The organism is Anaeromyxobacter sp. (assembly GCA_016718565.1).
Taxonomy (GTDB): Bacteria; Myxococcota; Myxococcia; order Myxococcales; family Anaeromyxobacteraceae; genus JADKCZ01.
The window spans coordinates 139567-151625 of sequence record JADKCZ010000002.1 but is presented as its reverse complement, the minus strand read 5'-3'; the positions used below and the strand labels follow the sequence as shown (position 1 = coordinate 151625).

The 12059-nt window shown below is 76.1% G+C and carries 10 protein-coding genes; 3 read left to right on the top strand and 7 right to left on the bottom strand.

What is annotated here, in order from left to right; translation table 11 throughout:
* Positions 1 to 67 precede the first annotated feature (67 nt).
* Positions 68 to 544 carry a CoA-binding protein gene (locus tag IPO09_07425; GenBank protein ID MBK9517177.1) on the top strand — a complete coding sequence of 159 codons (477 nt, stop codon included), beginning with the start codon at positions 68 to 70 and terminating at the stop codon, positions 542 to 544.
* Here the strand turns inward: IPO09_07425 and IPO09_07420 are convergent.
* Both IPO09_07420 and IPO09_07415 read right to left on the bottom strand, forming a co-directional pair.
* Positions 465 to 1049, bottom strand: a complete 585-nt coding sequence (locus IPO09_07420; protein ID MBK9517176.1) for a metal-dependent hydrolase — start codon at positions 1047 to 1049, stop codon at positions 465 to 467. The two genes, IPO09_07425 and IPO09_07420, sit on opposite strands and share 80 nt — an antisense overlap.
* Before the next feature lie 342 nt (positions 1050 to 1391).
* Positions 1392 to 2033: a MerR family transcriptional regulator gene (locus IPO09_07415; GenBank protein ID MBK9517175.1), complete on the bottom strand. Its 642-nt coding sequence runs from the start codon at positions 2031 to 2033 to the stop codon at positions 1392 to 1394.
* Between the two features lie 183 nt (positions 2034 to 2216).
* Between IPO09_07415 and ribA the strand changes: the two genes are divergently transcribed.
* Positions 2217 to 2876 (top strand): GTP cyclohydrolase II, encoded by a 660-nt coding sequence (gene ribA / locus IPO09_07410; GenBank protein MBK9517174.1) that lies wholly within the window; start codon positions 2217 to 2219, stop codon positions 2874 to 2876.
* Positions 2877 to 2906: 30 nt separating this feature from the next.
* Here the strand turns inward: ribA and IPO09_07405 are convergent, their stop codons facing one another.
* The 4 genes from IPO09_07405 to IPO09_07390 all read right to left on the bottom strand — a co-directional run bounded on the left by IPO09_07405 (position 2907) and on the right by IPO09_07390 (position 6927).
* Complete coding sequence (locus tag IPO09_07405; GenBank protein MBK9517173.1) at positions 2907 to 4055, bottom strand: acyl-CoA dehydrogenase family protein; 1149 nt, start codon at positions 4053 to 4055, stop codon at positions 2907 to 2909.
* The gene (locus IPO09_07400) at positions 4052 to 5194 is read right to left on the bottom strand and encodes an acyl-CoA dehydrogenase (protein ID MBK9517172.1); all 1143 of its coding nucleotides are present in this window, start codon (positions 5192 to 5194) and stop codon (positions 4052 to 4054) included. Before IPO09_07400 ends, IPO09_07405 begins: the two co-directional genes overlap by 4 nt.
* Positions 5195 to 5282: 88 nt before the next feature.
* On the bottom strand, positions 5283 to 6068 hold the full coding sequence (locus IPO09_07395) for an enoyl-CoA hydratase/isomerase family protein (GenBank protein MBK9517171.1): 786 nt from the start codon (positions 6066 to 6068) through the stop codon (positions 5283 to 5285).
* 4 nt (positions 6069 to 6072) lie between these two features.
* Positions 6073 to 6927, bottom strand: coding sequence for a 3-hydroxybutyryl-CoA dehydrogenase (locus IPO09_07390; protein ID MBK9517170.1), 855 nt, complete (start codon positions 6925 to 6927; stop codon positions 6073 to 6075).
* A gap of 105 nt (positions 6928 to 7032) precedes the next feature.
* Here IPO09_07390 and IPO09_07385 point away from each other — a divergent pair, with 105 nt between their 5' ends.
* Positions 7033 to 8868: a GAF domain-containing protein gene (locus IPO09_07385; protein MBK9517169.1), complete on the top strand. Its 1836-nt coding sequence runs from the start codon at positions 7033 to 7035 to the stop codon at positions 8866 to 8868.
* On the opposite strand, the gene IPO09_07380 is transcribed toward IPO09_07385, so the two are convergent.
* On the bottom strand, positions 8831 to 11926 hold the full coding sequence (locus IPO09_07380; protein MBK9517168.1) for a Cache 3/Cache 2 fusion domain-containing protein: 3096 nt from the start codon (positions 11924 to 11926) through the stop codon (positions 8831 to 8833). The genes IPO09_07385 and IPO09_07380 overlap by 38 nt on opposite strands.
* Between the last annotated feature and the right edge of the window lie 133 nt (positions 11927 to 12059).

Sequence of the window (12059 nt, the reverse complement as noted above, 5' to 3'; positions counted from 1 at the left end):
TCCACGTGAATGTCACGCGCCTCCAGCCGGCGCTGGCGGTAGGCTCCGCCACCAGGAGGGGTCCCCCATGCCGCACCCGTCACTCGAGCCGGCCGCCCGCTTCCTCGCCGTGAGGCGCCTCGCCGTCGTGGGCCTGAGCCGCGATCCGAAGGACTTCACGCGCACCATCGCCCTGGAGCTGATCCAGCGCGGCTACCGGGTCGTGCCGGTCAACCCGGGCGCGGCCGGCGCGGTCCTCGAGGGCGCCCCGGCGGTGGCCAGGCTGCAGGACGTCCGGCCGCCGGTCGAGGCGGCGCTCCTCCTCACCGCGCCCGCCCAGACCGACGCCGTGCTGCTGGACTGCGTCGAGGCGGGCGTGAAGCGGGTCTGGCTCCACCGCGGCGGTGGCCACGGGGCGGCCAGCCCGGGCGCGCTCGCCTTCTGCGCCGCGCACGGCCTCGACGTGGTCCACGACCTCTGCCCCTTCATGGCGCTGCCCGGCGCCGCCCTGCCTCACCGGCTCCACGGCTGGGTGCGCACCACCTTCGGAGGAGCAACGCGCTGACCGGACGCCCCGGCCAGGCCACGTAGAGGAGCAGGGGACCGAAGAGCACCAGCTCGCGGAGGGCCACGGACGCGCCCCGGGAGGACAGGAGCCGGAGCCCCATCGGCGCGGCCGGCATCCAGGTCCAGGGCGCCAGGAACCGGTCCGCGGTGAGCGGCCAGGCCAGCATCACGCCGGCCCCGCCGCCGGTGAGCGTGTCGAGGAGCCCGTGGCTCGCCGCCACCAGCGCGCCGGCCAGGGCCATGGCCGCCCGCGACCGCCCTTGGCCGCCCACCAAGGCCGCCGCGGCCAACCCGGCCAGGGCCGCTGTGGCCAGCGCGTGGATCGCACCCCGGTGCAGCCAGGCCGAGCCGGCCGGCGCGCCGAGGCGCCGCGCCAGGAAGTCGAGGTCCTGGAAGGTCGAGAGGGCGACGAAGACCGCCGAGGCCGCAGCCCGCGAGCCGCCGGCCCGGGCGTACCAGCGGCCCGCGGCGAGCCCGACGACGACGTGGCCGATGGAGGGCATGTGGACCCTCGATGCAACGGAGGGGCCTGGCGCCGTCTGGCCGGCACGAGCGGCCGCGCGGGGCGGCGTGGGCCGCCTGCCACGCGTCCCGGTCCGGCTGGACACGATGGGCGCGGGGGTGGCAGGCGCTTCGGTTCGCCAACCGACGGCCGCCGGCAACGGTGGTCTGACGGTGACCTTGGTTCGGACGTCCGAACCAACTCCCAGTGCACCCGAGGCCAACTCGAGCTCCGCCAGGGCGGTCAGGGGCGTTGCAGCGCCACCTCCAGGATCCGGCGTTTCCGGCCTGTTTGGGCCTAACCGGACGTCCGATAATATGGATTATGGAAACTAACCCGGCGCTCAGGCGAGGCCGCGCTGCCCGCTCCCGGCGCCACCTCGGGCGGCTCCTGCCGTGCCCGTCCCGCCGCGCGATCCCTCCCGTGCGCCGCCGTCCGAGGCCGCTGTGAGGACGCCCTGCCCGACGTCGTCCGAGGCGTCGCGTCCACCGGCGTGGTCCGGGTGCACCAGCCCGGCGCAGCCGCAGCCCTGCTGCCGCGCCAGCACCTTCACGATGCGGGTCACGTCGTCCGACTCCGCCACCTCGCACGGGCAGCCGCCGCCCCCGCCCAGTCGCAGCCGCTCCTCGACCTGCGCCAGCGAGTCCAGGATCTCGCGCCGCATGCGGCGCAGCCGCTCCAGCCGGCGCTGGGCCGCCTCGAGGTGGACCTCGATGACCGCTCGGAACCGGGCGGCGAAGGCCGCCGCCGTCAGGCAGCCGGTGCGCAGCTCCAGGATGGACTTGATCTCGCAGAGCGACAGCCCCACCTCGCGCAGGTCCACGATCAGGCGCAGCCGCTCCAGGTCCTGCTCGGTGTAGCGCCGGTGGCCGCCGTCGCTCAGCTGCGACGGCGTCAGCAGCCCCGCCTCCTCGTAGTGGCGGACGGTGCGGACGGTGTGTCCGGTGGCCCGCGCCAGGTCCCCGCTCGAGAAGTCGGCTCGCATCGCGCCTCCTGCTAATGGCGCGGGTCGGCGCTGTCAACGCGGCGGCGGGCCTGTCGCGCCGCGGCGGACCGGTGCCGCCGGAGCCCCATCTCGGCGTGCGCCTTCCGGTGGCGCGCTGCCGCACCGCGGCGTAAGCCACCACCCGAGCAGCGGGGATATCCCCGGACGGGAGCGGCCCTGGACATGAGCGGCGTGACGACGATGGACGAGGCGCGGCGGCGGGAGGCGGAGGTCGAGCTCTACGCCGAGGCCCCCCTCCCCACCGCGCGGGGCCTGTTCCGCACGGTCGTCTTCCGCGAGCGGCGCACCGGCCAGGAGCACGTGGCCATGGTGAAGGGCGACGTGGCCGGCCACGCCGTGCTGGTCCGGGCCCACTCCGAGTGCCTCACCTCCGAGGTCCTCGGGTCGCTCAAGTGCGACTGCCGGGCCCAGCTCGATCGCGCCCTCGACCTCATCGCGGCCCGCGGCCGCGGCGTGCTGCTCTACCTGCGCCAGGAGGGGCGCGGCATCGGCCTGGGCAACAAGATCCGCGCCTACGCCCTGCAGGCCGCCGGCGCCGACACCTACCAGGCCAACCGGGCCCTGGGCTTCCCGGACGACCTGCGCAGCTACGGGGTGGCCGCCGACATGCTCCGGCTCCTCGGCGTGCGCTCGGTCCAGCTGGTCACCAACAACCCGCTCAAGCTCTCCGGGCTGCGCGAGGCCGGCGTGGACGTGCGCCGCCGGGTCTCCCTGCCCTCGCCCTCCAACCCGCACAGCGTGCAGTACCTGCGGACCAAGGCGGAGCAGACCGGCCACCTCATCACCACCGACGAGGACGTGCTGGACGCCAAGGTGGGCTGAGGCCGGTGCGGCGCAGGTCCCCGGCCCTCCTCAGACCCCGGGCTCCCGCAGCAGCTCGCGGGCGATCACCAGCCGCTGGATCTCGCTGGTCCCCTCGTAGATGGTCTGCACCCTGGCGTCGCGGAAGAGGCGCGCCACCGGGTAGTCCTCGGTGTAGCCGTTGCCGCCGTGGATCTGCACGGCGCGCGACACGGCCCGCTGGGCCGCCTCGGAGGCGAAGAGCTTGGCCATGGAGGCCTCGCGGGTGAACGGCAGGCCGGCCTCCTTGCGCGCCGCGGCCCTCCAGGTCAGGAGCCGGGCGGCGTCGCGGTCCACCGCCAGGTCGGCCAGGCCGAAGGCCACCGCCTGGTGCTCGCCGATGGGCCGGCCGAAGGCCCGGCGCTCCCGCGCGTAGGCGGTCGAGGCCTCCAGCGCCGCCCGGATGGTGCCCGTGGCCTGGGCGGCGATGCCGATGCGCCCGCCGTCCAGGGCGGCCAGCGCGATCTGGAGCCCCTGCCCGACCTCGCCCAGCCGCGCCTCGTCGGGCAGCGCGCACCCCTCGAAGGCCAGCGACACGGTGGTGGAGGCCCGCAGCCCCATCTTCTCCTCGTGGCGGCCCACCGTGAACCCGGGGGTGCCCTGCTCCACCAGGAAGGCGGTGAGCGCCCTGGTGCCCGGGCCCCCGGTGCGGGCCCAGACCACCACCACGCCGGCCACGTCCCCGCTGGTGATCCAGGCCTTCTCGCCGTCCAGCACCCAGCCGGCGCCGCGCCGCGCCGCCCGCGTGGAGAGCGCACCGGCGTCGCTGCCGGTGCCCGGCTCGGAGAGCCCGAAGGCCCCGGCCGGCCACTCGGCCGAGGCCAGCCTGGGCAGGTGGCGGCGCTTCTGGGGCTCGGCGCCGAAGCGCGCGATGACCTCGGCCACCATGTTGGTCACGCCCATGGTCACGGCGGTGGCGCAGTCGGCCGCCGCCACCTCCTCGAGCGCCATGGCGTAGGCCACCGCGCCGGCCTCCGAGCCGCCGTAGGCGGCCGGCACGTTGACCGCCAGCAGCCCCAGCCCGCCCAGCCCGCGGACGAGCGCATGGGGGAAGCGGCCAGCCCGGTCGTTGGCGGCCGCGGCCGGCGCGATCTCCTGGCGCGCGAAGGCCCGGGCGGTGGCCGCCACCGCCGCCTGGGCCTCGCTGGGCTGGAAGATCACCCCTTCAGCACCGACGCCGAGATGACCAGGCGCTGGATCTCGCTGGTCCCCTCGTAGATCTCGGTGATGCGGCTGTCGCGCCAGTGGCGCTCGGCGTCGCACTCCTTCATGTAGCCGAGCCCGCCGTGGATCTGGATCCCCTTCGAGGTGACCCGCTCGCACATCTCCGAGGCGTAGAGCTTGGCCATGGCGCTCTCGGCGCTGTGGCGCACCCCCTGGTCCTTCAGGGTGGCGGCCCGCCACACCAGCAGCCGCGCCGCCTCCAGCTCGGTGGCCATGTCGGCCAGCATGAACTGGATGGCCTGGAACTGGGCGATGGGCTGGCCGAAGGCCTTGCGGTCCTTGGCGTAGGCCACCGCGGCCTCGAAGGCGGCCCGGGCGATGCCCAGCGCCTGCGAGGCGATGCCGATGCGGCCACCGTCCAGGGTGGACATGGCGATCTTGAACCCCTCCCCCTCGGCGCCCAGCCGGTAGCGCTCCGGGATGGCGCACCCCTCGAAGAAGACCGTGCAGGAGCCGGAGGCGCGGATGCCCACCTTGTCGTCGGTCTTGCCGCGGGTGAAGCCGGGGGCGTCGGTGGGCACCAGGAAGGCGCTGATGCCCTTGTGCCGCTTGGCCTTGTCGGTCATGGCGAACACCAGGATGACGTCGGCCTGCGGCCCGTTGGTGATGTAGTTCTTGCTGCCGTCGAGCAGGTACTGGTCGCCGCGCCTGGTCGCCACGGTCAGCATCTCGGCGGCGTCCGAGCCGCTCATGGGCTCGGTCAGGGCGAAGGCGCCCAGCTTCTTCCCGGCCGCGAAGGGGGTGAGGAACTCGGCCTTCTGGGCGTCGCTGCCGTACTTGAGCACCGGGTCGCAGTAGAGCGAGTTGTTGACGCTCATGATGACCCCGGTGCCGCCGCAGCCGCGCGAGATCTCCTCCATGGCGATGGCGTAGCTCACCGTGTCCATGCCGGCGCCGCCCCACTCCGGCGGCACGGCGATGCCCATCAGGCCGAGCTCGCCGAGCTGGGCCACCGCCTCCCGCGGGAAGAGGTGCTCGGCGTCCCAGCGCCGCGCGTTGGGGATGAGCTGCTTCAGGGCGAAGTCGCGGCACATGTCCCGGACCTGGCGCTGTTCCTCGGAGAGCTCGACGTCCATGGTGGGTCCTCTTCGGGTGTGGGCGGCGCGCAGGCGCTCGCGCCGGGGTGGGCGGCGGCGCCCCGGGGCGGGGCGGGCCGGGAAGGCGTCAGGGCGCCGGGAAGCTGGCCGGCCGCTTCTCCAGGAAGGCGGCCATGCCCTCCTGGGCCTCGGCGCCGCCCAGGATGGCGGCGAAGCGCTCGCGCTCCAGGTCGAGCGCCGCCGGCAGCGGCAGGTCGGCCCCCTCCTGCAGGAGCCGCTTGGCCAGCGCCACCGCCCGGGGGCCGCGCGCGGCGATGGCGCGGGCCTTGGCGCGGGCGTGCTCCAGCAGCCGCTCCGGCGGGAGCACCTCCAGCGTGAGCCCGATGGCCAGCGCCCTGGCAGCGTCCACCGGCTCGCCGGAGAGGATCAGCTCCTTGGCCCGCATCAGCCCGACCCGCCGGCTCAGCCGCTGCGTGCCGCCGAAGCCGGGCACCAGCCCCAGGTTCACCTCCGGCTGGCCGAAGCGGGCCCGCTCGCTGGCGTAGACGAGGTCGCAGGCCATGGCCAGCTCGCAGCCGCCGCCCAGGGCGAAGCCGTTCACCGCCGCCACCGTCACCACCGGCAGGGCCTCCAGCGCCGCCAGGGTCCGGTGGCCCAGGGCGGCGAAGGCGGCCGCCTCGGCGGGCGAGAGCCGCGACATGGCGGCGATGTCGGCGCCGGCCACGAAGGCCTTCTCGCCCCCGCCGGTCAGCACCACCGCCCGCACCTCGGCGGGCCTGGCCGCGAACCCCGCCAGCACCTCGCCCAGCTCGGTCAGGGTGCGCGCGTCCAGGGCGTTCAGCTGCCTGGGGCGGTCGATGGTGACGGTGGCCACCCCGTCGGCCAGCTCCACCCGCAGGTTCTCGTGGGCCATGTGGTCACCCTCCGTACAGGTGGAAGCCGCGGCCGGCCTTGCGGCCCAGCCAGCCCGCCGCCACGTAGGCGCGCAGGAGCGGCGCCGGCCGGTACTTGTCGTCGCCCAGCTCGCGGTGCAGCACCTCGGCGATGAACAGGCAGGTGTCCAGGCCGATGAAGTCGGCCAGGGTGAGCGGCCCCATGGGGTGGTTCAGCCCGAGCCGCACCCCGGTGTCGATGTCCTCGGCCGAGGCCAGCCCCTCCTGCAGGGCGAAGCAGGCCTCGTTGAGCATGGGGATGAGGATGCGGTTGACGATGAAGCCGGGGGAGTCCTTGGAGGTGACCACCGTCTTGCCGAACCGCCGCGCCAGCGCCGCCGCCGCCTGGTAGGTGGCGTCGCTGGTCTGCAGCCCGCGCACCAGCTCGATGAGCGCCATCACCGGCGGCGGGTTCATGAAGTGCATGCCCACGAACCGGTCGGGGCGGCGGGTGGAGGCCGCCAGCGCGGTGATGGAGATGGAGCTGGTGTTGGAGGCCAGCAGCGCCTCGGGCCGCAGCAGGGCGTCGAGCCGGCGGAAGAGCTCCACCTTGGGTCCCTGCTGCTCCACGATGGCCTCGATGGCCAGGTCGGCCGGGGCGCAGTCGTCGAGCGAGGAGGCCGGCCGGATGCGGCCCAGGATGGCCTCCCGCTCGGCGGAGGCGAGCTTGCCCTTCTCCACCAGCTTACCCAGGGTGACGCCGAGCCTGGCCACGGCGCGCGCCGCCAGGTCGGCCGAGGCGTCCGCCAGCACCACCGTGAGCCCGGCCTGGGCCGCCACCTGGGCGATGCCGCTGCCCATCTGCCCGGCCCCGACCACGGCCATCGTCTCGATCGCCACGTGCACCTCCAGCCTCCAGCGGAAGCGCCATGTTTGGGGTGATGTCCCGCCTTGTCAACGCGACCCGGAGCGGTCACCATCCAGGCCGACCCGGCCGGGGGGGTGATGGAGCGCGTCTACAGGGAGATCGCACGCGACGCCGCGCGGGCCAGCGGCGCCCTCATGGCCCACCTGGCGCCCGTCGCCGGCCTGGACGGCGCCTCGAGCGCTCCGGGCGGCGCGGCCGACGGTCCCGCGCTGGCCGAGCGGGAGGCGCGCGCCGCCATCTCGCTGGCCCTGGCCGCCGAGCCGGTGCCCGCCGCGGCCGGCCCGGTGCTCGCGGGCGCCGAGGCCCGGGCGGTGGCGCCCTGCCCGCCCGCCCTGGCGGTGGCGCTGGGGCTCGGAGCGGGGGCCGCCCCGCACTCGGTCTACCTCGAGGTGGGCGAGCCGGGGCAGCGCGCGCTGCTGCACCTGGTCTTCGCCGTGGCGCCGCGCCCGGCCGCGCTGGGGGCGCTGGAGGCGGTGGGCCGGCTGGTGGCGGGCCGCCTGGCGGCCGTCTTCCTGCGCCAGGCGGCCACCCGCGACCGGCTGGCGCTGGCCGACCTGGTGCACTCCAGGGAGGCGCTGGCCGGCCTGCAGATCGCCGGCACCCAGGTGATGATCGAGGCCGACGAGGGGTCGATCCTGGGCGCGGTCGCGCGCGAGCTGGGTCGCCTCGGGCTGCACTGCGGCCTGCTGCTGGAGGCCCCGGGCGCCGACGCCGACCGGCCGGCCCTGCACTGGCGGCTCACCAGCCTGCCGGCGGCGCAGCTGCGGGCGCTGGAGCGGGTGCTGGGGCGGACCCTGGCCGAGCTGCGGATCGATCCGGCCACCGCCCCGCTGGTGCGGCGCACCCTGGCGGAGGGGCGCACCCTGGTGAGCGACCGCCTCCGGGCGGCCGGGCGGGAGCTGCTGGGCGGCGCCACCGCGGCCGAGGTCAAGGCGCTGGGGCGGGTCATGGGGCTGCACCGGGTGGTGCTCAGCCCGCTGCGGCGCGAGGGGCGCACCATCGGCCTGCTGGTGGTGCTGGCCCCGCGGCTGCGACCGGCCGACCCGGACGCCATCGAGGCCTTCGCCCTGCAGGCCTCCATCGCCCTGGAGAAGGCCCGCCTGGTGGCGGCGCTGCGGGAGGAGCGGGCCCGGCTGGGCGCCGAGGTGGAGCGGCGCACCCGCGACCTGCGCCTGGCGGTGGAGACCCTGCAGGAGACCGACCGGCAGAAGACCAACTTCCTGGCCAACGTCTCGCACGAGCTGCGCACCCCGCTCACCACCGTGGTGGGCTGGGCCGACCTGCTGGCCGGCGGCAAGCTGGGGGCGCTCGAGGCGCGGCAGCAGCAGGCGGTGCAGGCCATCCTGGGCAGCGGCAAGCGGCTGGAGGCCTTCATCGCCGAGCTGCTCGACTTCTCCCGCAACGAGCTGACCCGCGATCGGCTGGAGCACCGGGCCTTCGACGCCGGCGGGGTGCTGGCCCAGGCGGTGGTGGCCATGGCCCCGCGCTACGCGGCCCGCGGGCTCAGGCTGCGGGCCAGGGCGGCCGGCGCCCTCCCCCACCTGTGGGCCGACCGGGACCGGGTGCTGCAGGTGCTGGTGAACCTGCTGGCCAACGCCGAGCGCCACAGCCGGTCGGGCGGCGCGGTGCGGGTGGCCGCGGCCCGCGGCCGGGCCGGCGCCCTGGTGCTGGCGGTCACCGACCGGGGCGACGGCATCGCGCCCGAGCACCTGGCCCGCATCTTCGACCGGCTCTACCAGGTGCGCGACGCGGCCGCGCCGCGCGAGCGCGAGGAGGGGCTGGGGCTGGGCCTCTCCATCGTCCGCTCCATCGTCGAGGCCCACGGCGGCACCATCACGGTGCGCTCGCGGCTGGGGCGCGGCACCACCTTCCGCTTCAGCCTGCCGACCGTCGAGGTGCTGGCCCCGCGCTGAGCGCCGGCCTGGGCTGGCCCGGCCGGCCCTGGGCCGGCAGCTCCACCTGGAAGCTCCCCACCAGCCCGGCCAGCTCGTCGGCCTGGGAGGAGAGCTCGGTGGTGGCCGAGGAGGTCTGCTCGGCGCTGGCGGCGTTCTGCTGGGTGACCCGCTCCATCCGCTCCAGCGCGCCACGCACCGTCTGGAAGCCGCTCGCCTGGGCGCGAGCCGAGTCGCGGATCTCGGCCACCACCGTCGTCACCTGGTCCACCGAGGTGGTGATCTGCCCGAAGCGGTCGGCCACCTCACGGCTGGTGCCGGCGCCGGCCTCGGCCTGGGCCAGCGACTCCTTGATGAGCCCCTCGGTGCGGGCCGCCGCCTGCTTGGAGCGCAGCGCCAGCGAGCGGACCTCGTCGGCCACCACCGCGAAGCCGCGCCCCGCCTCGCCGGCCCGCGCCGCCTCGACCGCTGCGTTGAGCGCCAGCAGGTTGGTCTGGAAGGCGATGTCGTTGATGTCCTTGATGATGACGCCGGTCCGCTCGGTGGCGGAGCGCACCTCCACCATGACCGTGCCCATGCGCGCCACCGCCTCGGTGCCGGCGCTGGCGGCGCCGCGGGCCGCCCCCGCCAGCTGCGCCGCGTGGTCGGCGGCGCGGGCCGTCCCGTCGGTGGCGGTGGCCAGGTCGCCGAGGGCCCGGGTGGTGTCCTCGAGCGCCCGCGCCTGCTCCCCGGCCCCCTCGGCCACGGCCTGGGCCGAGCCGGCGATCTCGCCGCTGGCCGCCGAGACCTGGCCGGCCGCCTGGGTCACCTGGCCCACGGCGTCGTGCAGCGCCTGGCCGGTGGCGTTGAGGGCCTCGGCCAGGCGGGCGTGGTCGCCGGCGAAGGTGCCGGTGGCGCGGGCGCGCAGGTCCCGCGCGGCCAGCTGCTCCAGCACCCGGGTGGCCTCGCCCACCGGCGCCAGGACGGCGTCGAGCGTGCGGTTCACCCCGTCCATCACCTGGCGGTACTCCCCGGCGTGGCGGGCCACGTCGGCGCGGGTGGACAACCGCCCCGCCACCGCCGCCCGCGACAGCGCCTCCGAGTCGGCCACCAGCAGCCGGATGGCGGCCACGCAGCGGGAGAGGCTCTCCTGCAGGGCCCTGAAGTCACCCGGCCAGGGGGCCTCGCCGCCCTCGGGCAGCTGGCCGCGGCTCAGGCAGTCCACCTGGGCGGCGGCGGCGCCCAGCGGCGCGGCCAGCGCGTCCAGGATCCCGTTCACGCCCAGGACCACGGCCCGGAAGCTCCCGCCGTGGCCCGCCGGCTCGGCGCGGGCGCCGAGCCGACCGGCCACCGCGGCCTCGGCCAGCGCGCCCACGTCCACCACCACGTGGCGGATGGCGTCGATGCAGCCGTTGAGGCTCCGCTCCACCTCGGCGAAGTCGCCCTGCCAGGCCAGGTCGATGCGCTCGGGCACGTCCCCGCTGGCGATCCGGTCGAAGCACAGGGCCACCACCTGGAGGGGGTTCACCAGCGCGTCGAGGGCGCCGTTCAGGCCCACCACCACCTCGCGGTAGGCGCCCTGGAAGGCCTCGGCGTCGGCCCGCTCGGAGAGCTGCCCGGCCACCGCCGCCGCGCCCAGGCGGCGGGTCTCGCCCACCAGCCGGCGCAGCTCGGCCTGCGCCACCAGGAAGGAGCGCGTCAGCTCGTCCCGCTCGCCCCGCGGCCTGGGCTCCGTGGAGAGATCCCCGCGCCCCATGGCCCGCGCCGCCTCCGCCACCTCGGCCACGTAGCCCACCGTGCCGCGGAAGGCCTCGGCCAGGCGGCCCACCTCGTCCTCGCCGCGGTGGTCGATGGCCACCGCGATGTCGCCCTGCGCCACCCGCTCGGCCGCCTCCGCGATGGCCTCCACCGGCGCGGCGATGGCCGCCGCCGCCCGGCGCCCGTACCAGGCCACGCCGCCCAGCAGGAGGAGCGCCCCGCCCAGCACCACCAGCGCGGTGGTGGAGAGGCTGCGCGCCACCTGGTCGCCGGCCGACACCGCCTCCGCGTGGTCCATCTCGGCCACGATCACCCAGTCCCACGGCTCGAAGTAGGCGAAGGAGGCCACCCGCTCCACGGCCCGGCCGTCCGGCCCCTTGACCTGGTGCTCGCTGCGCCCCACCGCCCCTGCCTGCAGCGCCACCGCCTGGTCCAGCAGCCCCTCCAACCAGGCGCGGCCGGCCAGGTCCGCCGACTCCAGGAGGTTCTCGCCGTCGGCGCGCCCGGCCGGGGCGATGATGGAGCTGCCCCGCTTGGCCCCCTTGGCGCCCAGCACGTGCACGCCGCCGCTGGCGCCGACGCGGGTCTGGGCCACCGCCTGGCGGATGGCCTGCAGCGAGTCCTCGCGCACGCCCACGAAGAGCATGCCGTCGACCCGACCGCCCGGATCGCGCAGCGGCTCGTAGGCCGTGAGGTACCAGGCGTCCACCACGAAGGCGCGCCCCTCGAAGCGCTGCCCGGCCAGCACCTTCGCCAGCACCGGGTTGGGCGCGCCGTCGGGCTGCACCGCCGGGATGAAGGTCCCCACGCCGCGCCGCCCCTCCTTGTTCCGCACGCTGGTGGCCACGCGCAGCATGTCGCCGCGCTCGTCCATCCGCTGGAAGACCGTGGTGGCGGCGCCGCTCAGCCGCGTCACCTCGTCCACCACCAGGGTGGGCACGGCCGGGTCGGCGTTCTGCCCGAGCCACTGGGCGCCGAGCTGCACCCGGGGGAGCGACACCTCCCGGATCGACCGGTCGAACTGGTTGACGGCCCGCCAGGTCGCCCGGTCCGCGCCCTTCGAGATCCCGCCGCCGCGCGCCACCGTGTCCGTCGCCACCCGCAGCGCGGTGCCGACCTGGCGGGACAGCTCCGCCTGGGTGGTGGAGGCCAGCAGGCGGAAGTCGAGGGCCACCCGGTCCAGCGTCTCGGCCGACATGGCGGCCACCTTCTCGTGCACGTCGTCGCCGGTCCGGTAGCGGACCACCGCCAGGGCCAGGAGGAAGGCGAGGGTCAGGAGGACCGGCGGCACCAGGGCCAGCAGGAGGATGCGGCGCCGGAGCGAGAGGTGGGTGCGGCTCATGAGGGACCTCGCTGCGCCAGGAGATGACGGGCGCGGCAGTCCACATTGCGAGATGGGGGCCAACCGCGGGCCGCCGGCTCCGCGGCAGCGCCGGCCGTGATCCCGGGCGCTTGGGCGGGATCAGGGTGCCAGG

Coding starts and splice junctions, on each gene's coding strand:
- IPO09_07425 (MBK9517177.1), top strand. CDS start 68: ATGCCGCACCCGTCACTCGAGCCGGCCGCCCGCTTCCTCGCCGTGAGG.
- IPO09_07420 (MBK9517176.1), bottom strand. CDS start 1,049: ATGCCCTCCATCGGCCACGTCGTCGTCGGGCTCGCCGCGGGCCGCTGG.
- IPO09_07415 (MBK9517175.1), bottom strand. CDS start 2,033: ATGCGAGCCGACTTCTCGAGCGGGGACCTGGCGCGGGCCACCGGACAC.
- ribA (MBK9517174.1), top strand. CDS start 2,217: ATGAGCGGCGTGACGACGATGGACGAGGCGCGGCGGCGGGAGGCGGAG.
- IPO09_07400 (MBK9517172.1), bottom strand. CDS start 5,194: ATGGACGTCGAGCTCTCCGAGGAACAGCGCCAGGTCCGGGACATGTGC.
- IPO09_07395 (MBK9517171.1), bottom strand. CDS start 6,068: ATGGCCCACGAGAACCTGCGGGTGGAGCTGGCCGACGGGGTGGCCACC.
- IPO09_07385 (MBK9517169.1), top strand. CDS start 7,033: ATGGAGCGCGTCTACAGGGAGATCGCACGCGACGCCGCGCGGGCCAGC.
- IPO09_07380 (MBK9517168.1), bottom strand. CDS start 11,926: ATGAGCCGCACCCACCTCTCGCTCCGGCGCCGCATCCTCCTGCTGGCC.